The following is a 23,584-nucleotide window of genomic DNA, read 5'->3' on the forward strand; positions in this document are numbered from 1 at the left end:
GGATGTGGAATCGCTGACGATGGTGATCCGCCGGATCATCCGTGAGAATGGCCGCGATTACGTCAAGACCTACATCTTTGCCGCTTTCTGCCTCGTCCTCGTGGCCGCTTCCACCGCCTTCATGGCCTGGATCATGGAAGCCGTCATCAACGAGGCTTTTGCCAAGAAGAATGCGGACCTGATCTGGGTGATCTGCGGCTCCGTGCTGGCGGCATTCGTCATCCGTGGCGCTGCCTCCTACGGGCAGGCCGTGGCGCTGGCGCAGGTCGGCAACAATCTGGTTGCCCGCTATCAGCAACGCCTGATCGACCATCTCATGTCGCTCGGCGTCAGCTACTTCGGCGATACCCGGTCGGCCCAGATCGCTGCCCAGATCTCGCAGAATGTCGCTGGCATCCGTGACGTCATGAACCTGACGATCACCTCCTTTGCGCGAGATCTGCTCACCCTGGTCGCACTGATCATCGTCATGATCACCAAGGACCCGGTTCTCAGCCTGATCGTCCTCGTCGTGTCGCCGCCGGTGCTGCTGGCGCTGCGCTACATCTCGAAGCGTCTGCGCAGCGCCACCCGCGAATCCATCGATCTCAACAGCCGCGTGCTGTCGGCCATGCAGGAAACCGTGCAGGGCATTACCATCGTCAAGGCGTTCACCATGGAAGAGCAGATCAGCGGTCGCACCGCGGGTCTGATCAAGTCGGCCGAAGAACGCTCCAACCGCATTGCCCGCCTCACCGAGCGCACCTCGCCGCTGACGGAAACCGTCGCCGGCATCGCGATCTCCGGCGTCATTGCCTATGCGGCATTCCGTTCGATCTACGGCGACGTCCTGCCGGGCGCCTTCTTCTCCTTCATCACTGCGTTGCTGTTGGCTTATGATCCGGCGCGGCGGCTGGCGCGGCTGCAGATCAATCTCGAACGCGCCGTCGTCAATGCACGCATGATCTACGAGATCCTCGATGAACAACCCACGCAGGGCGACAGCGCCAATGCGTCCGAGCTCGCGGTCGGGGGCGGCGAGATCGAATTCCGCAATGTCGGCTTTGGCTACGGCCTGGGCGAGCCGGTTCTCGAGAATGTGAGTTTCACCGCCGAGGCCGGCAAGACCACGGCCATTGTCGGGCCGTCGGGCGCCGGCAAGTCGACGCTGATTTCGCTGGTGCCGCGCTTTTACGATCCTTCTTCTGGCCAGGTGCTGATCGACGGCACCGACATTGCCACCGTCACCAAGAAGTCCCTGCGCCACCAGATCGCCTACGTCTCTCAGCAGCCCTGGCTGTTCGAAGGCTCGATCCGCGATAATCTGCGCTACGCTCGCCCTGACGCCACCGATACCGAGATCGAGGACGCGGCGAGACTGGCCAACGCCCACGAGTTTATCCTGGCTCAGCCGCAAGGCTATGGCACCATGCTGGGCGAGAACGGCGTCAACCTCTCAGGCGGCCAGCGCCAGCGCATATCCATCGCCCGGGCGCTGGTGCGTGATGCGCCGATCCTGCTGCTCGATGAAGCCACCTCCGCGCTCGACAATGAATCCGAAGCAGCGGTGCAGAAGGCGCTCGAAAGCGCCATGCGCAACCGCACCGTTCTGGTCATCGCCCACCGTCTGTCGACAATCGCCAGGGCGGACCGCATCGTAGTCATGCAGGCGGGCAAGGTGGTCGAGATCGGCAGCCATGCCGATCTGAGCGCCACCACCGACGGGCTTTATGCACGGCTGCAGGCCTACAGCGAAAAAGGCTCGAGCGTTTCCGCGGACGCAACCCCGACAAACACCGATTCGAACGGAGGCAAGGCATGATCGCACCAACCGGAAGCATGGGACTGATCGTGGTCGGCGCCGCCGGACGCATGGGCCAGGCGCTGATCCGCACCATTGCCGATATCGACGGCGTCCACCTTGCCGGCGCCATCGAGCGCCCCGGCTCGGACGTGCTGGGCAAGGATGCCGGCGAGCTTTCCGGCCTTGGCCCGAACGGGGTCATCATCACTGACGACGCGCTGCCGGTCTTCGCCAGGGCCGAAGGCGTGCTCGATTTCACCGCGCCCCAGGCCACGCTGGAATTCGCCGATCTCGCCGCCCAGGCCCGCATTGTCCACGTCATCGGCACCACCGGCATGGACGAAAGCCACGAGGCGCGTCTTCACGCTGCCTCGCGCCATGCCCGCATCGTCAAGTCCGGCAACATGAGCTTGGGCGTCAATCTGCTCTCGGTTCTGGTGCGCCAGGCAGCAAAGGCGCTCAACGCCGCTGACTGGGACATCGAAGTGCTGGAAATGCATCATCGCCACAAGGTCGACGCCCCGTCCGGCACGGCGCTGCTGCTCGGAGAGGCCGCGGCCGAGGGCCGCGAGATTGCCCTGAGCGAAAATTCTGTGCGCGTCCGCGACGGCCACACCGGGCCGCGCGAACCCGGCAGCATCGGCTTTGCCACCTTGCGCGGCGGTTCGGTGATCGGCGAGCACTCGGTCATTCTTGCCGGCGAGGGGGAGACCGTCGAACTGAGCCACCGTGCCACCGACCGCTCCATCTTTGCCCGCGGTGCCGTGCGTGCCGCGCTCTGGGCGCGTGGCCAGAAACCCGGTTACTATTCCATGCTCGATGTGCTCGGTCTTGCCGACCACTGATCAAGCCGCCTGAACCCGAAACGCCTGAGAAAGGGAAATCACCATGTCCGGAACACTCGTCCTTGTCCGCCACGGCCAAAGCGAATGGAACCTGAAAAACCTCTTCACCGGCTGGAAGGACCCTGACCTGACCGAGCTCGGCATCGAGGAGGCCAAGACCGGTGCCCAGGCGCTGAAGGAAACCGGCCTCAAGTTCGACATTGCCTTCACCTCCAACCTGATCCGCGCCCAGCACACGCTTGACCTGATCATGGACGGTATCGGCCAGACCGATCTCGAGGTGATCCGCGACGAGGCGCTCAACGAACGTGACTATGGCGATCTGGCCGGTCTCAACAAGGATGATGCGCGCAAGAAATGGGGCGAGGAGCAGGTTCACATCTGGCGCCGCTCCTATGACGTGCCGCCGCCCGGTGGCGAAAGCCTCAAGGACACCGGTGCCCGCGTCTGGCCCTACTACATGACCGAGATCCTGCCCCGCGTGCTGCGCGGTGAGACCGTGCTGGTCGCAGCCCATGGGAATTCCCTGCGCTCGCTCTTGATGGTGCTCGACCGCCTCAACCGCGAGCAGATCCTCAAGGTCAACCTCGCCACCGGCGTGCCCATGGTCTACAAGCTCAATGCCGATTCCACCGTCGCTTCCAAGGAAGTGCTCGGCGACATGTCCAAGGCGCACTGACAGCGTTTTTGCAGGGCCGCGACAACGAGAAATCCGCCTGACATCGTCTGGCGGGTTTTCTGTTTCAGCTGCTCTGCGAAGTGCCCGCCTGCAGGCATCCCGTTTCCCAGCCGAGCATCGCCCGCTTGCGGGTAATCCCCCAGTGATAGCCGGTGAGCTGGCCGGATTTGCCCAGCGCCCTGTGGCACGGCACCACGAACGAGATCGGGTTGCGCCCAACCGCAGCCCCCACCGCGCGCGAGGCTTTCGGATTGCCGATGGCCCGCGCCACGTCCTGGTAGGTCGAGGCGGCTCCGAGCGGGATCCGCAAGAGCGCCTCCCACACCCGCACCTGGAAATCCGTGCCGATCATGACGATTCTGAGCGGCTGGTCAGCGCGCCACTGCTCGGGTGAGAAGATCCGGCTGACATAAGGTGCGGTCATCGCCTGGTCCGGCGAGAACCTTGCGCCGGGCCATCGCTTCGTCATGTCCTCGAGTGCGGCCTTCTCCTCGCCCGGATCGGCGAAGGCCAGACCGCACAACCCGCGTTCCGTCACTATTATCACCGCGGTGCCGAAAGGCGAGGGGTGGAACCCGTAGCTGATTTCAAGCCCCGCGCCGCCGGTCTTGAAGTCGCCCGGGCTCATCGCCTCGTGGGTGACGAACAGATCATGCAGCCGTCCGGGGCCGGACAGGCCAAGCTCGTAACTTGCATCGAGCAGTGGCAGACCCTCATCACCGAGCAGCCGGCGGGCATGGTCCAGCGTGACCGCCTGCAAAAATGCCTTCGGCGTCAGTCCGGCCCAGCGGCTGAAGGTCTTCTGCAGCTTGCCTGGTGCCACGCCAAGATCGGATGCGATGTCTTCCAGCGATGGCTGCGCCCGGTAGTCCAGCGAAATCCGCTCGATGGTCTGGCGAACGAGATCGTAGTCATCGCCCTTCGGGGTGATGTCGCGGTCTAGCTGGGCGGTCATGGTCATGATCAGGCTCCTCGCAACGGCGTGATGATCCGTTGCAACATGTTTGGCAACGGACCCAATCAATCACGCGTCAGCCCGCCTTGCCACCCGAAACACGCCGGCCTTGAACAAAGACCGGGAGAAAGCACTTCAGCGTTTCTTGATCGTCGCCAGCGCCCGTTGGAAGGACGAGGCGAAGCTCTCCTTGTCATCGGGATTGAGAAACGAGCCGACATCGGTCTTGTGACCCTGTCCGCTGATCTGCATGCCGGTGATGCCGATCTCGTCGTGACGGTCAATGTTGAACCGTGTCCAGAACGGATTGAAGCGGTGATCGACCGCCCGTCCCGATGGGGACACCTTCTTCACCTCGAGATCCGTGCGCGACATGCGAATGAACTCGCGCATCCGCCCGGAGCGGTAGCTCAGCCAGAACGCGCCGAACAGGAGCGCCAGATCGAGCCCGAAAAAGGCGAACACCGGCCAGGCACCGACCCGGGCGAAAATCACCATGTGCACCGCGGTAATGACCGTTACAACGCTCATCAGCAGCACGAAGCCGAGGCGGCCAAGCGAGCGGTGCGGACTGAGGACCGCTTCAAACAATGGTTCTTCGTTCATGGACCCCCGGTCTCCATCATGCCTGGTTTGCCAATGTCCCCGAACCTTGATTATAGGGAAGGAATGGAAAAGCCCAAGAGCCCGAAATCCGCCAAATTGTCGCTTGCTTCTTCCCCGGCGGCAAAGAAGCCGGCCCGCGCGCAGGCAGGCCCGGCGCGCAAACCTGCCGCCCGCCGCCCGAGGATACCCTATTCGAAGGACGAGATTCGCGAGATCTTCCGCCGTTTCTCGATCCAGAGACCGGAACCGAAGGGCGAACTGGAGCATGTCAATCCCTTCACCCTGGTGGTCGCCGTGGCGCTCTCGGCCCAGGCCACTGACGCCGGCGTCAACAAGGCCACCCGCGCGCTGTTTGCCGTGGCAGACACACCTGAAAAAATGCTGGCGCTCGGTGAGGACAGGGTCCGTGACATGATCAAGACCATCGGGCTTTACCGCAACAAGGCAAAAAACGTCATCGCGCTAAGCCAGAAGCTGGTCGATGATTTTAGCGGCGAGGTGCCGCGCACCGAGGCGGAACTGGTGACGCTCCCCGGCGTCGGCCGCAAGACCGCCAATGTGGTGATGTCGATGGCCTTTGGCGTGCCGACGCTGGCTGTCGACACCCATGTCTTCCGCATCGGCAACCGGCTCAGAATCGCACCGGGAAAGACCCCCGACGAAGTCGAAGAAGCTTTCCTGCGCATCATCCCCGAAGACTACCTTTTCCACGCGCACCACTGGCTGATCCTGCATGGCCGCTACTGCTGCAAGGCCCGCAAGCCCGAATGCGAACGCTGCGTCATCGCAGACATCTGCAAATCGAAGGAAAAGACCACCGACGCACCCGCGCCGCTGGTCGAACTGCCGGCGCAGATCGTCTAAGGGTAAGTCATGGTTCGCCGGCATGTCGGCGCCGGGTGCAGCCTCTGCAAGACCGGAGGTTCGCGTCGTCTCAGGAACCGTTTAAGCTGGTGCCGCTTTCAAGTGCCGGCGCTGTGAGAGCTGGCCTACGCCGCGACCCCGCCCAAGTGCTGACTTCTATGACCGAGCCGCCAGGATCTTCGGCACCTTGTTCGGTCGAAGGCGATAGGCGTCGGGCATTCCACTGCCCAGCAAGGGACGCAGATATTGCCGGAACGCGTCGGTCACGTCGTGACCGGACGCGGAGATGAAGTTGTCGGGCATTGTGCGGGTCTTTCCGGCAACCATCTCCAGCGGGACCAGTTCGTAGTCGACCGAGTAGTGGCCGGTGCGCTTGATCGTGACCGATCCGTCGCGATCGCCGAACATCCCGTACTGAACCGCCTTTTCGCCGACTTCGCGGGCTTCATTCTGGTCAACATCGGAAACACATCCGACAAAACTGCGCTGGATATAGCCGAGCGTATCACCACGGACCCGGGTGATTTGCAGTTCCTCCTTGACCTTCTGCGTCAGCAGATCGGCGAGCGCACCGCTTCCGGACAATTGCACATTGCCATGGGCATCGCGTTCGGTCTCTTTGGCCAGTTTGGCGATGATCGGTTGACCCGAGTCGTCATGGATGCCTTCACTGACGGCGACGATGCAGCGCCCGAGCCGGTCATAGACCTGCTTGACGTCCCTGAGGAACTGATCGATCTCGAAGGTTCTCTCGGGCATGTAGATGAGATGAGGACCATCATCGGAGAATTTCTTGCCCAGGGCGGAGGCGGCGGTGAGAAAGCCTGCATGACGCCCCATGACAACGCCAATGTAGATGCCAGGCAGCGCCGCATTGTCGAGATTGATGCCCATGAACGCCTGAGCCACATACCGCGCGGCCGAGGGGAAGCCCGGCGTGTGGTCGTTCTCGACCAGGTCGTTATCGATGGTTTTGGGAATGTGGATGCAGCGCAGGTCGTAGCCCGCCTTGCGCGCTTCATCGTTCACGATGCGGACCGTGTCCGAGGAATCGTTGCCGCCGGTGTAAAAGAAGTAACCGATCTCGTGCGCCCGAAGGACCTTGAAGATTTCGCGGCAGTATTTCAGATCCGGCTTGTCCCGGGTCGAGCCAAGCGCCGAAGACGGCGTATTGGCGACCATTTCCAGATTGTGGGTTGTCTCCTGGGTCAGATCGTAGAAATCCTCATCCAGGATCCCGCGCACACCGTGTACGGCGCCGTAGATCAGCTCGACAGAGCGGAACTTGCGTGATTCCAGGACCGCCCCGACCATCGACTGATTGATAACCGCCGTCGGGCCACCCCCCTGGGCGACCAGTACCTTGCCGTGAAACACAAACATGTCCTCCTGCACTTCGTTTTTTTGAATCTGGCATTAATGGTGGTCAACGAACAAGCGTTTAAATGGGTGGACAGCGCTATGGGACCCGACGCGTCGGGCGCCGTGGCATCTGGCTAACGTGGCTTCGGAGCGCGCGATTGCGCCGCTTGTCGCCGGTGTCGTGGATCGATCCGGCCGTTTCATCTGCAAAGGGCACATTCCCTCGCGCAGCAGCAAGCGTCGTTTTTCCGCTCAAGGCGGTGCACCGTTCAATCTACCCGATCGCTCCTGACCCCAGATTGCCGGTCGCCGCCCGCCTTCGCCGCGATCATCTTGTGCAGATGTACCATCATGCCGGCGGCGAACATCGGGGTCAGCAGGTTGAGCAGCGGCACCGACAGGAAGGCGGCGATGATCAGGCCGGCGAAGAAGATCGTCGTCGAGTTGCGCGATCTCAGCCGCTTGGCGTCAGCAGGCGATATGAACCGCATCGCTGCGAATTCGAAATATTCCCGCCCCAGCAGGTAGCCGTTGACGAGGAAGAACGCCGCAAGGTTGATACCGGGTACCAGGAGCAGCACCAGGGCAAACAGGTTTCCCAGTCCCACCACCAGCAAGAAGCCCAGCGATTGCCGGATCGACTGCATCAACGGCATTGGCCGGCCAGGTGTTTCGTACGGGTAGTCGCGGGTCTCGATCACCTCGGCGATGTCATCGAGAAACAGGCCCGCCATCGCCGCCGTCACCGGCGCCACGAACAGCGCCAGCACCAGGGCCAGCCCTATGCCGGCGATGACCGCCGCCACCGTGCCTGCCCATCCGGCCCAGTCGGGCAGTCCCGGAAGCAGGTTTTCGAGCCAGGGCATGGCGAACGCCGAAAATGCCTCGCCCAATCCGAACCACAGTCCCGCGAGAAGCAGGATGGTCAGCCCCAGCGACTTGAACAGCACCGAGCGCGAAGCCGGTGCGAACAGGTTCGATCCAGCCAGTCTGGCGGCTTCAATGATCATCGGCGGCTTCCCTTCTTCTATATCTGCGAACCGGCCCGGTTGTTGCAAACAGGGCTTGCCCGTCTTGCCGGACCGGCGGCGGGTCTCATGTGGGGACTGCCGTACGCAGGGTCAACGTTTGCCACGTCTGGCGGACTCCACCAGGAGGCCGAATCTTCGCCGGGACAGGATGACAGATCGACACAAATCAGCCATGATTCGAGTGCCTCAGGGGCAGGCCGCAAATGGCTCTATTCACTTGTTTCCGGTAAACGCCCATGTCCGCACAGCGGATACGTCCAGCCACCCTTTCCGACATTGATGCGCTGGATGCGATCGAGAAGGCTGTTTTCGCAGCCGACCGGATATCCCGCCGTTCTTTCCGTACGCTGATCGACCGCCCGACGGCTGAGACGCTGGTGCTGGAAGCCGACGGCGAGATCCGTGGCTACGCTATGATCCTGTTTCGCGCGGGCGCCGCGCTCGCCCGTCTTTATTCGCTTGCCGTGGCCCCGGGCGAAGCAGGCAAGGGCTACGGAAGGGCACTGCTGGCAGCCGCCGAAAAGGCCGCGATGGAGCATGATCGAATCCTGCTCAGGCTTGAGGTCCGCGAGGACAACGAGGCTGCAATAACGCTCTACAGGAATGCCGGCTACCGCCGCATCGGCCGGGTTGCCGACTATTATGAAGATGGCATGGCAGCCCTTCGCTTTGAAAAGCTCCTGCGCGGCCCGGAGGCCCCGGATGTGCTGACCCCGTTTTATGAGCAGACTGCCGATTTCACCTGCGGCTCGGCCTGCCTGCTGATGGCGCTGGCCCGCTTCCGCTCGGGAGAATTTCTCGATCCGGTCTGGGAAATCCGGCTCTGGCGCGAGGCTACCACGGTGTTCATGCTCTCAGGCCCCGGTGGCTGCGAGCCGTTCGGTCTTGCCATGGTGGCGCACGAGCACGGCCTCGTTCCCGAGGTCTGGTGCTCGACCGAGGAACTGCTATTTCTTGAAACCGTGCGCGATCCGGAAAAAAGGCGCGTCATGGAGTTGGCCCAGACCGATTTTCGCGCCCGCGTTGCCGAGGCGGGGACACCGGTGCATTACGAGGCGTTCACGCTCGACTGGCTCCGCCAAAGACTGGCCGAGGGGCATGTCGCCATCATCCTGGTCAGCGGTTACCTGATGATGGGCAAGAAGGTCCCGCACTGGGTGCTCGCCCATGGCGATGACGGCCGCCACATTTTCGTTCATGATCCCTGGGTGGAGGACGAGGTCGGCGAAACCGTCGCCGACGCCGCGAACATCCCGGTCCCCTACGCGGTCTTCGACCGGATCGCCCGTTTCGGCCGCACGGGCCTGCGCGCCGCCGTTCTCATCAAGGGAAAGTTTGCCCATGTCTGACTGGATCATCCTGTCCACCGCGCTGGCGGGTTTCGATCATGCCGCCACCAAGCACAAGGTGCTTGCCACCCGGGATTATCTTGCCCGGCCGGAAATGTTCCGTGGTGCGAGACCAAACATCATCAACCTGTCGCGCTCCTATGCCTATCAGAGCCGCGGATACTATGCCTCGCTGCTGGCCGCCGCCCGTGGTCAGCGGGTGATTCCCTCCGTCGAAACCATCATCGACCTGTCGGCGCGCAAGCTTTACGAGAATGCCATTCCCGAGCTCGAGGACTCGCTCAACAGGAGCCTGCGCGGCCAGGAGGGCGAGCCTCTGCCGTCGCGGTTGCGGATCTTTTTCGGCACCTCGACCGATGCCCGGCTCGAGCGTTTCGGCCGGTTGCTTTTCGACTGGTTCCGGGCCCCGATTCTTGAACTGACATTGAAGGACGGCGACTGGGTCTCCATCACCAGGATCGGACTGCAGTCGATCAGCAAGCTCGATGACACGGGACGCGAAGCCTTCTTCCAGGCCATGGCGCGCTATACGGCGCGGCAGTGGAAGGACGCCAAGTCGCGCGCTCCGGCGCGCTACTCCTTCGCCACCCTGGTCGATCCGGACGAAGCCCTGCCGCCGTCTTCGATTGCAAGCCTGAAGCACTGGTCGCGGATCGCAGCGCGCATGGGGGTTTCGGTCGAGCCGATCGGTCGAAAGGACCTGCCGCGGCTGGCCAATTTCGATGCGCTGTTCATCCGCGAAACCACCTCGATCTCCAACCACACCTACCGTTTCGCCCGCCGCGCCCAGCAGGAGGGCATGCCGGTGATCGATGATCCGGTGTCGATGATCCGCTGCACCAACAAGGTCTATCTTGACGAGCTGATGGCCTCCAACGGCATTCCGGTGCCCGACACGGTGATGCTGATCGGGCCGGAGGATTTCCAGCGCGCCGCCGATCAGCTCGGTTTTCCCATGGTGCTGAAGGTGCCCGATTCGTCGTTCTCCCGGGGCGTCAAGAAAGTCGCCTCCATGGCCGAACTCAAGGCTCTGGCCGGCGCCTGGCTGAACGATTCCGAAGTATTGATCGCGCAGAAATTCATGCCGACGAAGTTCGACTGGCGTATCGGCGTGCTCGGTGGCAAGCCGCTGTTTGCCGTGCAGTACCTGATGGCCAAGAAGCACTGGCAGATCGTCAAGCACGACACCGGCGGCAAGCCGCTGGAAGGCGGCTTCAAGTCGTTCTCGCTGGCCCAGGTGCCGCCGCTGGTGCTCGACACCGGCCTTCGTGCCGCCTGTTCGGTCGGTGACGGTCTCTATGGCGTTGATCTCAAGGAAACCGATGACGGCGTCTTCGTCATCGAGGTCAACGACAACCCCAATCTCGAGCACGGCGTCGAGGACGCGGCGGAGAAGGACGAGGTCTGGACCCGGCTGACCAACTGGTTCATCGAGCGCATAGCGACCTGAGCCGGGCTTGATGCGCCAGGCCTTGCGCCTCCGGTCGCGCGCGGGCTGTCGTTTCCGGGCGAAACAGGCTATAGCAGCCGCGGCTCGCTGCGCCGGGCCGGCACATTGATTGCGACCAGGACCCACTTCATGCTCAAAGCCGCCGAAGACAGCCTCGATCTCAACAAGATTGTCGATCCGGCAAAACTGCGCAAGGCGCTCAACGCCATCGCCGCAAAGCATGGCGGGGCCAGCAACGAGGCCCGGATGGACGTGCTCGCCGAGGTCAAGCGCGTCAATGCGCTGGGCCGCGAGACCGCCCGTGCCATGCTGTTCGACGATGGCGGTGGCACCGCCTGCGCCATGCGGATCTCGCATCTGCAGGACGTTATCACCGCCGCGCTCTATGATTACGCCAGCGTTCACGTCTACCGGGTCGAAAACCCTTCGAAGTCCGAGCGCATGACCGTCACCGCCGTTGGCGGCTACGGCCGCGGCACACTTGCACCGGGCTCCGACATCGATCTTCTGTTCGTGCTGCCCTATCGCAACACCGCCTGGACCGAACAGGTTGTCGAATGGATCCTCTATATTCTCTGGGACATGGGGCTGAAGGTCGGCCACGCCACCCGTAACGTGGATGAATGCATCCGGCTGTCGCGCTCTGACATGACCATCCGCACCGCCATTCTCGAAGCCCGTTTCATCTGCGGCGAGCGGGCGCTCTTCAGCGACCTGGGCCAGCGCTTCGAAAACGAGGTGGTGGATGGCACGGGACCCGAATTCATTGCCGCCAAGCTGGCCGAGCGTGACGAGCGCCACCGCAAGGCCGGGGACACCCGCTATCTGGTCGAGCCCAACGTCAAGGAAGGCAAGGGCGGCCTGCGCGATCTCAACACCCTGTTCTGGATCGCCAAGTATTTCTACCATATTCGTGACACCGAGGAGCTGGTCGGCCTTGGCGTGCTGTCGCGCCGCGAGTTCAACCTCTTCGTCAAGGCCGAGGATTTCCTCTGGGCCGTGCGCTGCCACATGCACTATCTCACCGGCAAGTCCGAGGAGCGGCTGTCCTTCGATATCCAGCGCGACATCGCCTCGGGCCTTGGCTACCAGGATCACCCCGGCCTGTCGGCGGTCGAGCGCTTCATGAAGCACTATTTCCTTGTCGCCAAGGATGTCGGCGACCTGACCCGGATTTTCTGCGCCGGGCTTGAGGACCAGCAGGCCAAGCAGGCTCCGGGACTTACCGGCGTTATCAGCCGCTTTGCCAGCCGTCCGCGCAAGATCCCGGGAACGCTGGATTTTCTCGAGGACAAGGGCCGCATCAACCTTGCCGATGCAGAGGTCTTCAAGCGCGATCCGGTCAACATCATCCGCATGTTCCATCTCGCCGATATCCGCGGACTGGAGTTCCATCCCGATGCACTCAAGCGCGTGACCCGTTCGCTGCGGCTGGTCAATGCCGAACTGCGCGAGAACGAGGAGGCCAACCGGCTTTTCATGTCGATCCTGACCTCCAAGCGGCAGCCGGCGGTCATTCTGAGGCGCATGAACGAGGCCGGCGTTCTGGGCCGTTTCATTCCGGAATTCGGCAAGATCGTCGCGATGATGCAGTTCAACATGTATCACCACTATACGGTCGACGAGCACCTGATCCGCACCGTTTCGGTGCTGTCGGGCATCGACAAGGGCGAAGGCGAGCGCGAACATCCGCTGGCCTCCAAGCTGATGCCCGGCATCGAGGAGCGCGAGGCGCTTTACGTGGCCGTCTTTCTGCACGACATCGCCAAGGGACGGCCTGAAGATCACTCCGTCGCCGGCGCCAAGGTGGCGCGCAAGCTCTGCCCGCGGCTGGGCCTCAATCCGCACCAGACCGAGCTCGTGGTCTGGCTGATCGCGGAGCATCTCACCATGTCGATGGTTGCCCAGACCCGCGACCTCAATGACCGCAAGACGATCAGCGACTTCGCCGAGAGTGTGCGCACGCTCGAGCGGCTGAAAATGCTGCTGATCCTGTCGGTCTGCGATATCCGGGCCGTCGGTCCCGGCGTCTGGAACGGCTGGAAGGGCCAATTGCTGCGCACGCTCTACTACGAGACCGAACTGATGCTTTCGGGCGGCTTCTCCGAAGTCTCGCGCAAGGAACGCGCCGCCCATGCCCGCGATGCGCTGGGCGAGGCCCTGTCCGACTGGAGCCAGAAGGACCGCAAGGCCTATCTGAAGCTGCATTACGAGCCCTATCTTCTGGCTGTTCCGCTGGAGGAACAGGTGCGCCATGCCAGTTTTGTCCGCGAGGCCGACAAGGCCAAGAAGCAACTGGCCACCATGGTGCGCACCCACGCGTTCCACGCCATCACCGAAATCACCCTGCTGTCGCCCGACCATCCGCGGCTGCTGTCGATCGTCACCGGCGCCTGCGCCGCCGCCGGCGCCAACATCGCTGATGCCCAGGTCTTCACCACATCCGACGGCCGCGCGCTCGACACCATCCTGATCAACCGCGAACTGCCCGATGACGAGGATGAGCTCAGACGCGGCGCATCAGTCGGCCGGATGATCGAGGAAGTGCTGGCCGGCAGGGCCTACATTCCTGAAGTGATCGCCCGCAAGACCCGTGGCAAGTCGAAGAAGCGGCCCTTTATCGTCAAGCCGCAGGTGACGATTTCCAACACGCTCTCTAACAAGTTCACGGTTATCGAGGTCGAGTGCCTCGATCGCACCGGTCTGCTCTCCGAGATCACCTCGGTCCTGTCCGATCTCTCGCTCGACATCGCCTCGGCCCACATCACCACCTTCGGCGAGAAGGTGGTGGACACCTTCTACGTGCGGGATCTGGTTGGCATGAAGATCACCAACGAAAACCGCCAGATCAACATAATCGCACGGCTCAAGGCAGTGCTCGCCAAGGAAGAAGACGAGGTGCGCGACAGGATGCCTCCGGGCATGATCGCACCACAAGGCTCGACCCGGCGCGGCAAGACCTCGGCGTGATCCCGGCATGAAGAGACCAGCCGCATGAGCCTGATCGGAAAATTCGCAAGCGTCGGCGGCGCCACCATGGCAAGCCGCGTTCTCGGTTTCGTTCGTGAGGCGATGATCGCGGCATTTCTCGGTGCCGGTCCCGTCGCCGATGCGTTCTACGCCGCCTTCCGGTTCCCCAACCTGTTTCGCAGGCTGTTTGCCGAAGGCGCGTTCAATGCGGCGTTCGTGCCGCTCTTCGCCAAGGAGATCGAGGGCGGCGGGCAGGCGGCGGCAAGGAAGTTCGCCGAGCAGGTGCTCTCGGTCCTGCTCCTGTCGCTGTTCGTGCTGTCGGCGCTGGCGATGGTCTTCATGCCGTTCCTCGTCGGCACCGTGATCGCCCCCAAATTTGCCTCGGATCCGGAAAAGTTCGATCTGACCGTGCTGCTTGCGCGCATCATGTTTCCCTACCTGGCCGCGATGAGCCTTGTCGCCATGCTGGCGGGCATCCTCAATTCGCTCAGGCGCTATTTCCTCGCGGCACTGGCGCCGGTTCTGCTCAATGTGGTGCTTGTTTCGGGACTGACGGCCTCCGGCTACCTCGATCTTTCCGCACCGGATATCGGCAAGGTGCTGGGCTGGTCGGTCACCCTTTCGGGTGTGCTGCAGCTTGGTCTGCTGGTCTGGGCACTCAGGCGCGAGAATTTCAGCATCGGGTTCGTCCGCCCGAGATTGACGCCGGCCGTGCGGCGTCTCCTGTGGCTGGCCCTGCCCGCCGCGGTCACCGGCGGCATCACCCAGATCAACCTGCTTGTCGGCCAGATCATCGCGTCCGCCCAGGACGGGGCCATCGCCATCATCAACTATGCCGACCGCCTCAACCAGTTGCCGCTCGGTGTCATCGGCATCGCCATCGGTGTCGTCCTGCTGCCCGAGCTGTCCCGTGCGCTCAGGGCGGGAAACACCAAGGAAGCCCTGCATCTGCAGAACCGCAGCCTCGAATTCGGCATGGCGATTACCGTTCCCGCCGCTGTCGGCCTTGCCTTGCTGCCCGAACCGATCATCGCGCTGGTGTTTGAACGCGGTGCCTTCACCCGGGAAACCACCCTTGTCACCTCTGAGGTCCTCGCTGCATTCTCCATCGGTCTGCCTGCCTTCGTGCTGATGAAGATCTTCACGCCTGTGTTTTATGCCCGCGAAGACATGCGCACGCCGCTATGGGCCTCGTCGATATCGGTGGTTGTCAACATTGCCGGCAGCCTGCTGCTGTTTCCACGGCTTGGCGTGATGGGCCTTGCAATTGCAACCAGTCTCGCCGGCTGGCTCTCGGCGCTGTATCTCGGCCAGCAGCTCGTGACGAGAGACCTGTTCCGGCCGGCTGCTCTCACCATTCGCCGCATCCTGCTCATCGTTACCGGCGCGGCGCTGATGGGCGTTCTGCTGTGGTGGGCCGATGCCAGCTTCCCGCATCTCCTGCTTGATGCGTCGCTGCCGGTTCGTCTGGCATCGGTGCTTGTGACCGTTCTCGCCAGTGCCGTGGTCTATTTCGGATTTGCTTTTCTCACCGGAGCACTCGACCGGCGTGAATTCGCCCGGCTGTTCAAACGTCGCAAAAAGGGTCCGGACCCTGACGGTCGGGCTTGATAGGCCCTTGACCTCACACCTTTGCAGCCGCATAACCCCGCCCGATTTCAATGAGGTATCCGGGCCCTCCACAAGCCCGGCGGGAGCAAACCATGTCCGCCACTTTCAAGCCGCTCGTCTTCTCCGGCGTCCAGCCGACCGGCAATCTCCATCTGGGTAACTATCTTGGCGCCATCCGCAAGTTTGTGGCGCTGCAGGATCAGCATGACTGCATCTTCTGCGTGGTCGACATGCACTCGATCACCGCCCAGCTCGTTCACGAGGACCTGAAGGGCCAGACCCGGTCCATCGCCGCCGCCTTCATTGCCTCGGGTATCGACCCGGTTAAGCACATTGTCTTCAACCAGTCCGCCGTGCCCGGCCATGCCGAACTCGCCTGGATCTTCAACTGTGTCGCGCGCATCGGCTGGATGAACCGCATGACCCAGTTCAAGGACAAGGCCGGCAAGGACCGTGAGAACGCCTCGCTCGGCCTGCTCGCCTATCCGAGCCTGATGGCCGCCGACATCCTGCTCTACCGCGCCACCCATGTCCCGGTCGGGGAGGATCAGAAGCAGCACCTTGAGCTGACCCGCGACATCGCCCAGAAGTTCAACATCGATTTCTCCGACCGGATCCGTGCGGCCGGTCTTGGCGTCGAGATGATGGTCGGCGAGGAAAAGGTCTCGGGCTTCTTCCCGATGACCGAACCGCTGATCGAGGGCCCCGCGCCGCGCGTCATGAGCCTGCGCGACGGCTCCAAGAAGATGTCGAAATCCGATCCGTCGGACCTCTCGCGCATCAATCTCACCGACGACGCCGATACGATCGCCAAGAAGATCCGCAAGGCCAAGACCGATCCAGCCCCCTTGCCCGAAACGGTCGAGGAGCTCGAAGGCCGGCCCGAGGCGCAGAACCTGGTCGGCATCTACGCCGCGCTGAGCGACCGCACCCGCAAGGATGTGATCGACGAATATGCCGGCCAGCAGTTCTCCGTGTTCAAGCCGGCGCTGGTCGATCTGGCAGTCAACGTGCTTGAGCCGGTGAGCCGCGAGATGCATCGTCTGATGGACGATCCGAGCCACATCGACGCGATTCTCAAGGATGGCAGCGCGCGCGCCAACGCCATCGCCGCAAAGACCATGGCCGACGTTCGCGAGATCATCGGCTTCGTCTAGGGCCGGTCCATCCGCCTGGCATCAGGCAGCATTCCTCCGGATGCGGCCTGATCCGCCCGCCTTTGCGGGTCTCAAAATCGCACTTGCGGGGCAGCCCGCTCTGATGGCATTGTCCCGCCCATGGTATCACGAAGACGTTCACGCGAGGCTGGCCACCGCCGCAAGTTCCTCGCAGTTATCGACGACACGCCCGAGTGTGAGCGCGCCATGCGCTACGCCGGGATGCGGGCTTTCAATTCCGGCGGCGGTCTGGTTCTGGTCTATGTGATCGAGCCTGGCGATTTCCAGCACTGGCTCGGCGTCGAGGAGATCATGCGCGCCGAAGCGATGGAAGAGGCCGAGGCGACGCTCGCCAAGGCCAGCGAGAAGATGCGCCAGATCATCGGCATCGATCCTGAAGTGGTGATCCGGCAAGGCAAGACCACCGAGGAAATCCACGCGGTTATCGAGGAAGACCAGGATATTGCCATCCTCGTTCTCGCCGCAGGCTCCGCCAAGGACGGTCCCGGGCCGCTCGTGACCTCGATTGCCGGACGCGGCGCGGCCTTCCCGATCCCGGTCACCGTCATTCCCGATGCACTCTCCGATGACGAGATCGATGCATTGAGTTGAAGCATATCCGCCCTTGATTGCGGGCCCATCGAGGCTTATCTTGTTTTGAAGAATTCTAAACTAGCCGGTCATTGCAACTGGCAGGGAGACCGACAATGTTCATCCAGACCGAATCCACCCCCAATCCCGCGACCCTGAAGTTCCTGCCTGGCAAGGTGGTGATGGATCAGGGGACCGCCGATTACCGGGATGCTGACGAAGCCGGTTTGGCTTCGCCGCTCGCCGCCAAGCTGTTCGGGATTCCCGGCGTTACCGGCGTGTTCTTTGGCTACGACTTCATCACCATCACCAAGGACGGGCCCGACTGGCAGCACCTCAAGCCGGCCGTTCTCGGCACCATCATGGAGCATTTCATGTCAGGCGCGCCGATCATGGCGGCGGGCAATGACGGCGTTCCGGCGACCGATGAGGAATTCTTTGAGGCGGGTGACGAGACCATCGTCGCCACCATCAAGGAACTGCTTGAAAGCCGGGTCCGGCCGGCCGTGGCCCAGGACGGCGGAGACATCACCTTCCGTGGTTTCCGCGATGGCAAGGTGTTCCTTCACATGAAGGGAGCCTGCGCCGGATGCCCGTCGTCGACCGCAACGCTCAAGCACGGCATCCAGAACCTGCTCCGCCATTTCGTGCCCGAAGTGCGCGAAGTCGAAGCCGTCTGACGCGAACAGTCTTTACCACGCCGGCCCCTCTGCCTATTAACAACGGCATGAAGTTGCCGCGCATTGTTCGTGCGGCCCGTTCCCATGGATCTGCCCGGTGCTGACGCTCGCCATTGATTGTTCCGCAAGGTTTTGCGCCGTTGCCCTGCATGACGCGGGTGAGGACAGGATTGTTGCGTCCGCCAGCCCCGATATCGGCCGTGGCCATGCCGAGAAGCTGCCGGCCGTGCTTGAGGCGGTGCTGGCCGATGCCGGTAAGAAGCTGTCGCAGGTCGGGCGCATCGGGGTGACCATCGGGCCCGGTTCATTTGCCGGAATCCGGGTCGGAGTCGCCTTTGCCCGCGGTCTTGCGCTTGCGCTCGATGTGCCAGCTTTGGGCGTGGGATCGCTCGAAGCGATCGCTCTCCCGGCGGCAAGAGACCGGGGCAAGGCCGTCATGGCTGTTCTCGATGCCAGGCGCGATCACGTCTGGGCACTGCTGGTTGCCGCGGACGGCACGGTGATCGCCCCGGCGGCCGAATTGATGCCCGAGGCCGCGTCCGCACGGGCCGTCGAAACCGGCTGCATGATCATCGGCAGCGGCGCACCGCTTCTTGCCAGCAATGTTCCGTCTCTCAACACGCGCATCATCGGCGACCCGGTCGCACCGGATATCGCCGATGTCGCTCGTCTTGCGGCAGGCCTCGATCCCGTGTCGAACCCGGCCGAACCGCGCTACCTTCGGGATGCCGACGCCAAGCCGCAGGCCGGTTTCGTGCTTCCGCACGAGGCGGTCATCTGATGGTCTTCAACCTGTTCTCGCGTCAACCACAGTGTCTGATCCTCGCAATTGAAATGCAGGATGCGCGCACGGCTTCGCGCATTCACGGCGAGGCCTTCGCACGGGCCTGGGGGGATGGCGAATTTGAAAGCCTCATTTCCCAGCAGTCCGTCTTCGGTTTCCTTGCCTGTCCGGAGGGGCGCGCCCGTGACGCGGCGGCCGGTTTTGTGCTGTCGCGCGAAGCTGCGGGGGAGGCCGAGATCCTGTCGATCGGCATCTCGCCCCGCCAGCGCCGCGCAGGTCTGGGATGGCGCCTGATGCTCAGCGCCATGCAGGAAGCCAGGCGGCGCGGCGCCGAGGAAATGTTTCTCGAGGTCGACGAGACCAACACGGCTGCGGTGTCCATGTACCGCAGGCTCGACTTCGTCCAGGTTGGTGAACGCCGCGCCTATTATGCACAGGCGGGCGCGTCGAGCACGACGGCGCTTGTCATGCGCTGCGATCTTCGCTAGTCCGCAGGGGATCGTCGGCTGAGGTTCGCCGGCATAACCTCTCCCTATCAACCGGCGGGGCAGGCGATGGACGAGCAGAAATCCCTGGAAGACAGGTGCGCCGAGCGCGGCATGCGCATGACCGAGCAACGTCGGGTCATCGCCCGCGTGCTCGATGGCGCCGATGATCATCCCGATGTCGAGGAACTGCACCGCCGCGCTGTCCTGGTCGATCCGCGCATTTCCATGTCCACCGTCTACCGGACCGTCAAACTGTTCGAGGACATCGGCATCATCGAGCGGCATGATTTCCGCGACGGCCGCTCCCGCTATGAGACGGTGCCCGAAGAACACCATGATCATCTCATCGATCTGCGAACCGGCGAGGTGATCGAGTTTCATTCACCGGAAATCGAGGCGCTGCAGGAGCGCATTGCGCGCGAACATGGCTTCCGGCTGGTCGATCACCGGCTGGAGCTTTATGGAATCCCGATCAAGCCCGACAAGAAATAGCATGACGATGCCGGATATTGTCCGTCTGCCAGCCCTGCCGGTTCTGCCATGATTGCCGCCCTGCGCATCGTCTTTGTCCTTGCAGCCTTTCTGGTCCTGACGCTGTCGCTTCTGCCCGTCCAGCTGCTGGCCCTGGGATTTGGCCACTCGGTGATGCAGCGCCTGCCGCGCTGGTGGCATCGGCTGATGTGCCGTGTCATCGGCCTGCGGGTGCATGTCCGGGGCAGCCTGGCGCTGGAAAGACCTCTCCTGCTGGTCGCCAACCATGTCTCCTGGAAGGATATTCTGGTGCTTGGGTCGGTGGCAGACGTCGTCTTCATCGCCAAGTCGGAAGTCCGCACCTGGCCGGTGCTGGGCTGGCTCGCCCGGCTGCAGCGCTCGGTGTTTGTCGAGCGCGAGGTCCGGCGCAAGACCGGCGATCAGATTTCCGAGGTCTCCAGCCGGCTGCTGGCGGGAGAAGTGGTGGTGCTGTTCGCCGAGGGAACCACGTCGGACGGCAACCGGGTGATGCCGTTCAATTCCTCGTTGTTTGGTGCGGCGAGTGCGGCTCTGCCCTTTGCCCCCGGCGGCGTGGTCCACATACAGCCGGTTTCCATCGCCTACACCGGCATTCACGGCATGCCGATGGGGCGCTATCACCGGCCCGTTGCCGGCTGGCCGGGAGATGTGGCGCTGGGGCCGCACATGCTGCGTGTCATCCGCGACGGCGCCCTTGATGTCGAGGTTGTCTTCAACGAGGCCATCCCGTTTGATGCGGCCACTGACCGCAAGAAGACCGCCCGTCTGGTCGAGGCCCGGGTGCGCGACGGCCTGAGTGCAGCCCTTCGCGGCAAATTCAATGCCTGAGGGGCCATTTTCAAGCCACGATTTTGCCGCTAAAAGCCCCGCATGACACAAGCAACCCTCATACCTGACACCGCTTCCAAAGCAGGTGACGGCGCGCAAGCCGGCGGACAGTCCAAAAAGGTCTTCGTCAAGACCTATGGCTGCCAGATGAATGTCTATGACAGCGAGCGCATGGGCGACGCACTGACCCGTGACGGCTATCAGACCGTCGATACGGTCGAGGCGGCAGACCTGATCCTCATCAACACCTGCCATATCCGTGAAAAGGCCGCCGAAAAGGTCTATTCCCAGCTCGGACGGCTGGCCAAGCTCAAGAGGCAACGCAACGCCGATGGTGGCGACCTCATGGTCGCGGTTGCCGGCTGTGTTGCCCAGGCCGAGGGTCAGGAAATCATCCGCCGTGCGCCGGTGGTCGATGTCGTCATCGGCCCGCAGACCTATCACCGCCTGCCCGAGGCGTTGGCGCGCGCGCGAAACGGCGAGAGCGTCGTTGAGACCGAGTTTCCCGCCGAAGACAAGTTCGACGGCTTGCCGAACGCGCCGGAAAAAGCCATCCGCGCCCGAGGTGTGGCGGCTTTTCTCACCGTCCAGGAAGGCTGCGACAAGTTCTGCACCTTCTGCGTCGTGCCTTACACCCGTGGCGCCGAGGTCTCCCGTCCGGTCGACCGGATCCTCGGAGAGGCCGAACGCTTGGCGGAGGCCGGCGTCCGCGAGGTCACGCTTCTGGGTCAGAACGTCAATGCCTGGCACGGCAAGGGCGCGGATGGCCGCGAATGGGGTCTGGGTGAACTGGTCCGTCGCCTGGCGACGATCGAGGGCATTGACCGCATCCGCTACACCACCAGCCATCCGCGCGACATGGATGACGCGCTGATTGCGGCGCACCGCGATCTGCCCGAACTGATGCCCTACCTGCATCTGCCCGTGCAGGCCGGCTCGGACAGGATCCTCAAGGCCATGAACCGCCGCCACACCGCGGCTGAATATGTGAACCTGGTCGGGCGCATCCGCGCCGCCCGCCCGGATATCGCGCTTTCGGGTGATTTCATCGTCGGCTTTCCCGGCGAAACGGATGCGGATTTCGAAGACACCATGCGGCTGGTCCGCGAGGTCAGATACGCCTCGGCCTTCACCTTCAAGTACTCGATCCGGCCGGGTACCCCGGGAGCAGATATGGATGACCAGGTCGACGAGGCGGTCAAGACCGAGCGCCTGGCGCGGCTGCAGGATCTGATCAACGAGCAGACCAGGGCCTTTGGCCGCGAATGTGTCGGAAAAGTGGTCGATCTGCTGCTGGAGAAACCCGGACGCAACACCGGCCAGTTAATTGGCCGCTCTCCCTGGCTGCAGCCGGTAATAGTTGATGCAAAGCTGGGGGAAATCGGTGACATTGTCAGGGTGCGAATCACGCAACCCGGCACCACCGGTCTTTACGCGGAGCCTGCGGAATGACCGCCAAGTGCAATTATGGAGCCAGATCGTTTGACAGCTGAGCACCTGTCCCGGACAGAAGCTGCGACGCCCGCATCGGGCGCCTCGGACGCGACCCACCTCGCGCTCACCTTTGAAAACAACCGTCTTGCCAGCGAACTTTTTGGCCAGTTTGACCAGAACCTGGCGCTTCTTGAGCAGAAGCTGAAGATTGACGCGCGGGCCCGTGGCAACACGGTCAACCTGCGGGGTGATGAAATCGCCACCAATCAGGCCCGAAGGGCGTTGGATTATCTCTATGACCGGCTGCTCAAGGGCGCCAGCGTGGAGAGTTCCGACGTCGAGGGCGCCATCCGCATGGCGCTTGCCGCGGACGACCAGCTCGTGCTGCCGACGCTCGAACGCAAGGGCAAGATGACGTTGGCGCAGATCTCGACGCGCAAGAAGACCGTCATTGCCCGGACCCCGACCCAGGACGCCTATATGCGCGCCATGGAGCGTTCGGAACTGGTCTTTGGCGTTGGCCCGGCCGGCACCGGCAAGACCTATCTGGCGGTTGCCCACGCGGCGCAACTGCTTGAGCGCGGCTCCGTCGAACGCATCATCCTGTCGCGTCCCGCGGTGGAGGCTGGCGAACGGCTTGGCTTTCTGCCCGGCGACATGAAGGAGAAGGTCGACCCCTATCTCAGGCCGCTCTATGACGCGCTCTACGACATGATGCCGGGCGACAAGGTCGAACGCGCCATCACCGCCGGCGTCATCGAGATCGCGCCGCTGGCCTTCATGCGCGGCCGCACCCTTGCCAACGCCGCGGTCATTCTGGATGAAGCGCAGAACACCACGCAGATGCAGATGAAGATGTTTCTTACCCGTCTGGGCGAGAACTCGCGCATGATCATCACCGGCGATCCGAGCCAGGTCGACCTGCCGCGCGGCGTTACCTCCGGTCTGGTCGAGGCGCTGTCCATCCTCGAGGGAGTCGATGGTGTTGTCACCTGCCGCTTCCGCGGCGCCGACGTGGTGCGCCATCCTCTGGTCCAGCGCATTGTCGAGGCCTATGACAAGCGGATCTACCCCAAGGCCGAAGGAGGCGCATGACCTCCGGTCCGGCGATCAGCCTGGCGCTTGCCGTCGAGGCCGGAGACTGGGGCGATGCCGGGGCAATCGAAGCACTGGCCGAGACCGCTCTTGCTGCGGCTGTGCGTGATCTGAGCGAACGCGAGGGTCAGCCCTTTCCCGACATCGAGCCCGAGGTTTCGCTCGTGCTGGCCGATGATGCGATGATGGCGGATATCAACGGCCAGTGGCGCAATCAGCCCAAGCCGACAAACGTGCTGTCGTTTCCCGCCTTCCCGCTCGTGCCGGGCGGTCAGCCAGGGCCGATGCTCGGCGACATCATCCTGGCCCGCGGGACGATCGAGCGGGAGGCGCAGGAGCTGAACAAGCCGGTGGAGGAGCATGTCGCGCACCTCATCGTGCACGGATTTCTTCATCTTTTCGGCTACGATCACATTGAAAACAACGATGCCGAGAAAATGGAAGCGATCGAGACTCGCATTTTGACCTCGCTTGGCCTATCTGACCCTTACGGCGATACAGAGCCGGTTTGA

At 63.0% G+C, this 23,584-nt stretch carries 22 protein-coding genes; 18 read left to right on the forward strand and 4 right to left on the reverse strand.

Features of this window, described 5'->3' with window-relative positions; genetic code table 11:
• The first annotated feature begins 19 nt into the window (after positions 1 to 19).
• From GTW23_RS13060 to GTW23_RS13070, 3 genes are read left to right on the forward strand one after another with little or no spacing between them, the layout of a single operon-like run.
• Complete coding sequence (locus tag GTW23_RS13060) at positions 20 to 1,801, forward strand: ABC transporter ATP-binding protein (RefSeq protein ID WP_252916321.1); 1,782 nt, start codon at positions 20 to 22, stop codon at positions 1,799 to 1,801.
• Complete coding sequence (gene dapB, locus GTW23_RS13065; RefSeq protein ID WP_252916078.1) at positions 1,798 to 2,628, forward strand: 4-hydroxy-tetrahydrodipicolinate reductase; 831 nt, start codon at positions 1,798 to 1,800, stop codon at positions 2,626 to 2,628. Before GTW23_RS13060 ends, dapB begins: the two co-directional genes overlap by 4 nt.
• A 43-nt stretch (positions 2,629 to 2,671) precedes the next feature.
• Positions 2,672 to 3,307, forward strand: coding sequence for a 2,3-bisphosphoglycerate-dependent phosphoglycerate mutase (locus GTW23_RS13070; protein WP_252916079.1), 636 nt, complete (start codon positions 2,672 to 2,674; stop codon positions 3,305 to 3,307).
• A gap of 64 nt (positions 3,308 to 3,371) precedes the next feature.
• Here GTW23_RS13070 and GTW23_RS13075 read toward each other — a convergent pair whose 3' ends face one another.
• Positions 3,372 to 4,268 carry a methylated-DNA--[protein]-cysteine S-methyltransferase gene (locus tag GTW23_RS13075; protein ID WP_252916080.1) on the reverse strand — a complete coding sequence of 299 codons (897 nt, stop codon included), beginning with the start codon at positions 4,266 to 4,268 and terminating at the stop codon, positions 3,372 to 3,374.
• Positions 4,269 to 4,397: 129 nt separating this feature from the next.
• Positions 4,398 to 4,868, reverse strand: coding sequence for a DUF2244 domain-containing protein (locus tag GTW23_RS13080; RefSeq protein WP_252916081.1), 471 nt, complete (start codon positions 4,866 to 4,868; stop codon positions 4,398 to 4,400).
• A 63-nt stretch (positions 4,869 to 4,931) separates the two neighbouring features.
• Between GTW23_RS13080 and nth the strand changes: the two genes are divergently transcribed.
• Complete coding sequence (gene nth, locus GTW23_RS13085; RefSeq protein ID WP_252916082.1) at positions 4,932 to 5,732, forward strand: endonuclease III; 801 nt, start codon at positions 4,932 to 4,934, stop codon at positions 5,730 to 5,732.
• A 156-nt stretch (positions 5,733 to 5,888) separates the two neighbouring features.
• Here nth and GTW23_RS13090 read toward each other — a convergent pair whose 3' ends face one another.
• Both GTW23_RS13090 and GTW23_RS13095 read right to left on the reverse strand, forming a co-directional pair.
• Entirely contained in the window at positions 5,889 to 7,115 is a 1,227-nt protein-coding gene (locus GTW23_RS13090; protein WP_252916083.1) for a 6-phosphofructokinase, read from the reverse strand.
• A 248-nt stretch (positions 7,116 to 7,363) separates the two neighbouring features.
• Positions 7,364 to 8,104, reverse strand: coding sequence for a sulfate transporter family protein (locus GTW23_RS13095; protein ID WP_252916084.1), 741 nt, complete (start codon positions 8,102 to 8,104; stop codon positions 7,364 to 7,366).
• A gap of 257 nt (positions 8,105 to 8,361) precedes the next feature.
• Between GTW23_RS13095 and GTW23_RS13100 the strand changes: the two genes are divergently transcribed.
• The 14 genes from GTW23_RS13100 to ybeY all read left to right on the forward strand — a co-directional run bounded on the left by GTW23_RS13100 (position 8,362) and on the right by ybeY (position 23,584).
• Positions 8,362 to 9,474: a peptidase C39 family protein gene (locus tag GTW23_RS13100; RefSeq protein WP_252916085.1), complete on the forward strand. Its 1,113-nt coding sequence runs from the start codon at positions 8,362 to 8,364 to the stop codon at positions 9,472 to 9,474.
• A complete protein-coding gene (locus GTW23_RS13105) occupies positions 9,467 to 10,924 on the forward strand; it encodes a RimK family protein (protein ID WP_252916086.1) in 1,458 nt (485 codons plus the stop codon). Before GTW23_RS13100 ends, GTW23_RS13105 begins: the two co-directional genes overlap by 8 nt.
• A 129-nt stretch (positions 10,925 to 11,053) precedes the next feature.
• Positions 11,054 to 13,894: a [protein-PII] uridylyltransferase gene (locus tag GTW23_RS13110; RefSeq protein WP_252916087.1), complete on the forward strand. Its 2,841-nt coding sequence runs from the start codon at positions 11,054 to 11,056 to the stop codon at positions 13,892 to 13,894.
• A gap of 24 nt (positions 13,895 to 13,918) precedes the next feature.
• The gene (gene murJ, locus GTW23_RS13115) at positions 13,919 to 15,505 is read left to right on the forward strand and encodes a murein biosynthesis integral membrane protein MurJ (RefSeq protein ID WP_252916088.1); all 1,587 of its coding nucleotides are present in this window, start codon (positions 13,919 to 13,921) and stop codon (positions 15,503 to 15,505) included.
• A gap of 92 nt (positions 15,506 to 15,597) precedes the next feature.
• A complete protein-coding gene (gene trpS, locus GTW23_RS13120; protein ID WP_252916089.1) occupies positions 15,598 to 16,662 on the forward strand; it encodes a tryptophan--tRNA ligase in 1,065 nt (354 codons plus the stop codon).
• Between the two features lie 120 nt (positions 16,663 to 16,782).
• A complete protein-coding gene (locus GTW23_RS13125) occupies positions 16,783 to 17,274 on the forward strand; it encodes a universal stress protein (protein WP_152010772.1) in 492 nt (163 codons plus the stop codon).
• Between the two features lie 95 nt (positions 17,275 to 17,369).
• Positions 17,370 to 17,933: a NifU family protein gene (locus tag GTW23_RS13130; RefSeq protein WP_252916090.1), complete on the forward strand. Its 564-nt coding sequence runs from the start codon at positions 17,370 to 17,372 to the stop codon at positions 17,931 to 17,933.
• Positions 17,934 to 18,030: 97 nt separating this feature from the next.
• Positions 18,031 to 18,714 carry a tRNA (adenosine(37)-N6)-threonylcarbamoyltransferase complex dimerization subunit type 1 TsaB gene (gene tsaB / locus GTW23_RS13135; RefSeq protein WP_252916091.1) on the forward strand — a complete coding sequence of 228 codons (684 nt, stop codon included), beginning with the start codon at positions 18,031 to 18,033 and terminating at the stop codon, positions 18,712 to 18,714.
• The gene (locus GTW23_RS13140) at positions 18,714 to 19,205 is read left to right on the forward strand and encodes a GNAT family N-acetyltransferase (protein WP_152010769.1); all 492 of its coding nucleotides are present in this window, start codon (positions 18,714 to 18,716) and stop codon (positions 19,203 to 19,205) included. The genes tsaB and GTW23_RS13140 overlap by 1 nt, the downstream gene beginning before the upstream one ends.
• A 66-nt stretch (positions 19,206 to 19,271) precedes the next feature.
• Complete coding sequence (locus GTW23_RS13145) at positions 19,272 to 19,697, forward strand: Fur family transcriptional regulator (RefSeq protein ID WP_252916092.1); 426 nt, start codon at positions 19,272 to 19,274, stop codon at positions 19,695 to 19,697.
• Between the two features lie 48 nt (positions 19,698 to 19,745).
• Positions 19,746 to 20,543 carry a lyso-ornithine lipid O-acyltransferase gene (gene olsA / locus GTW23_RS13150; protein ID WP_252916093.1) on the forward strand — a complete coding sequence of 266 codons (798 nt, stop codon included), beginning with the start codon at positions 19,746 to 19,748 and terminating at the stop codon, positions 20,541 to 20,543.
• A 42-nt stretch (positions 20,544 to 20,585) separates the two neighbouring features.
• Positions 20,586 to 21,995 (forward strand): tRNA (N6-isopentenyl adenosine(37)-C2)-methylthiotransferase MiaB, encoded by a 1,410-nt coding sequence (gene miaB / locus GTW23_RS13155; protein WP_252916094.1) that lies wholly within the window; start codon positions 20,586 to 20,588, stop codon positions 21,993 to 21,995.
• 15 nt (positions 21,996 to 22,010) lie between these two features.
• Positions 22,011 to 23,072 (forward strand): PhoH family protein, encoded by a 1,062-nt coding sequence (locus GTW23_RS13160; RefSeq protein WP_252916095.1) that lies wholly within the window; start codon positions 22,011 to 22,013, stop codon positions 23,070 to 23,072.
• On the forward strand, positions 23,069 to 23,584 hold the full coding sequence (ybeY, locus tag GTW23_RS13165; RefSeq protein WP_252916096.1) for an rRNA maturation RNase YbeY: 516 nt from the start codon (positions 23,069 to 23,071) through the stop codon (positions 23,582 to 23,584). The genes GTW23_RS13160 and ybeY overlap by 4 nt, the downstream gene beginning before the upstream one ends.

Origin of the sequence: Parahoeflea alexandrii (assembly GCF_024105735.1) — a bacterium.
In the GTDB taxonomy this organism is placed as follows: Bacteria; Pseudomonadota; Alphaproteobacteria; order Rhizobiales; family Rhizobiaceae; genus Hoeflea; species Hoeflea alexandrii.

Coding starts and splice junctions, on each gene's coding strand:
- trpS (WP_252916089.1), top strand. CDS start 15,598: ATGTCCGCCACTTTCAAGCCGCTCGTCTTCTCCGGCGTCCAGCCGACC.
- GTW23_RS13060 (WP_252916321.1), top strand. CDS start 20: ATGGTGATCCGCCGGATCATCCGTGAGAATGGCCGCGATTACGTCAAG.
- ybeY (WP_252916096.1), top strand. CDS start 23,069: ATGACCTCCGGTCCGGCGATCAGCCTGGCGCTTGCCGTCGAGGCCGGA.
- murJ (WP_252916088.1), top strand. CDS start 13,919: ATGAGCCTGATCGGAAAATTCGCAAGCGTCGGCGGCGCCACCATGGCA.
- GTW23_RS13105 (WP_252916086.1), top strand. CDS start 9,467: ATGTCTGACTGGATCATCCTGTCCACCGCGCTGGCGGGTTTCGATCAT.
- GTW23_RS13145 (WP_252916092.1), top strand. CDS start 19,272: ATGGACGAGCAGAAATCCCTGGAAGACAGGTGCGCCGAGCGCGGCATG.
- GTW23_RS13095 (WP_252916084.1), bottom strand. CDS start 8,104: ATGATCATTGAAGCCGCCAGACTGGCTGGATCGAACCTGTTCGCACCG.
- GTW23_RS13140 (WP_152010769.1), top strand. CDS start 18,714: ATGGTCTTCAACCTGTTCTCGCGTCAACCACAGTGTCTGATCCTCGCA.
- dapB (WP_252916078.1), top strand. CDS start 1,798: ATGATCGCACCAACCGGAAGCATGGGACTGATCGTGGTCGGCGCCGCC.
- GTW23_RS13100 (WP_252916085.1), top strand. CDS start 8,362: ATGTCCGCACAGCGGATACGTCCAGCCACCCTTTCCGACATTGATGCG.
- GTW23_RS13075 (WP_252916080.1), bottom strand. CDS start 4,268: ATGACCATGACCGCCCAGCTAGACCGCGACATCACCCCGAAGGGCGAT.
- GTW23_RS13125 (WP_152010772.1), top strand. CDS start 16,783: ATGGTATCACGAAGACGTTCACGCGAGGCTGGCCACCGCCGCAAGTTC.
- GTW23_RS13160 (WP_252916095.1), top strand. CDS start 22,011: ATGGAGCCAGATCGTTTGACAGCTGAGCACCTGTCCCGGACAGAAGCT.
- GTW23_RS13130 (WP_252916090.1), top strand. CDS start 17,370: ATGTTCATCCAGACCGAATCCACCCCCAATCCCGCGACCCTGAAGTTC.
- GTW23_RS13080 (WP_252916081.1), bottom strand. CDS start 4,868: ATGAACGAAGAACCATTGTTTGAAGCGGTCCTCAGTCCGCACCGCTCG.
- GTW23_RS13090 (WP_252916083.1), bottom strand. CDS start 7,115: ATGTTTGTGTTTCACGGCAAGGTACTGGTCGCCCAGGGGGGTGGCCCG.
- olsA (WP_252916093.1), top strand. CDS start 19,746: ATGATTGCCGCCCTGCGCATCGTCTTTGTCCTTGCAGCCTTTCTGGTC.
- GTW23_RS13070 (WP_252916079.1), top strand. CDS start 2,672: ATGTCCGGAACACTCGTCCTTGTCCGCCACGGCCAAAGCGAATGGAAC.
- GTW23_RS13110 (WP_252916087.1), top strand. CDS start 11,054: ATGCTCAAAGCCGCCGAAGACAGCCTCGATCTCAACAAGATTGTCGAT.
- nth (WP_252916082.1), top strand. CDS start 4,932: ATGGAAAAGCCCAAGAGCCCGAAATCCGCCAAATTGTCGCTTGCTTCT.
- miaB (WP_252916094.1), top strand. CDS start 20,586: ATGACACAAGCAACCCTCATACCTGACACCGCTTCCAAAGCAGGTGAC.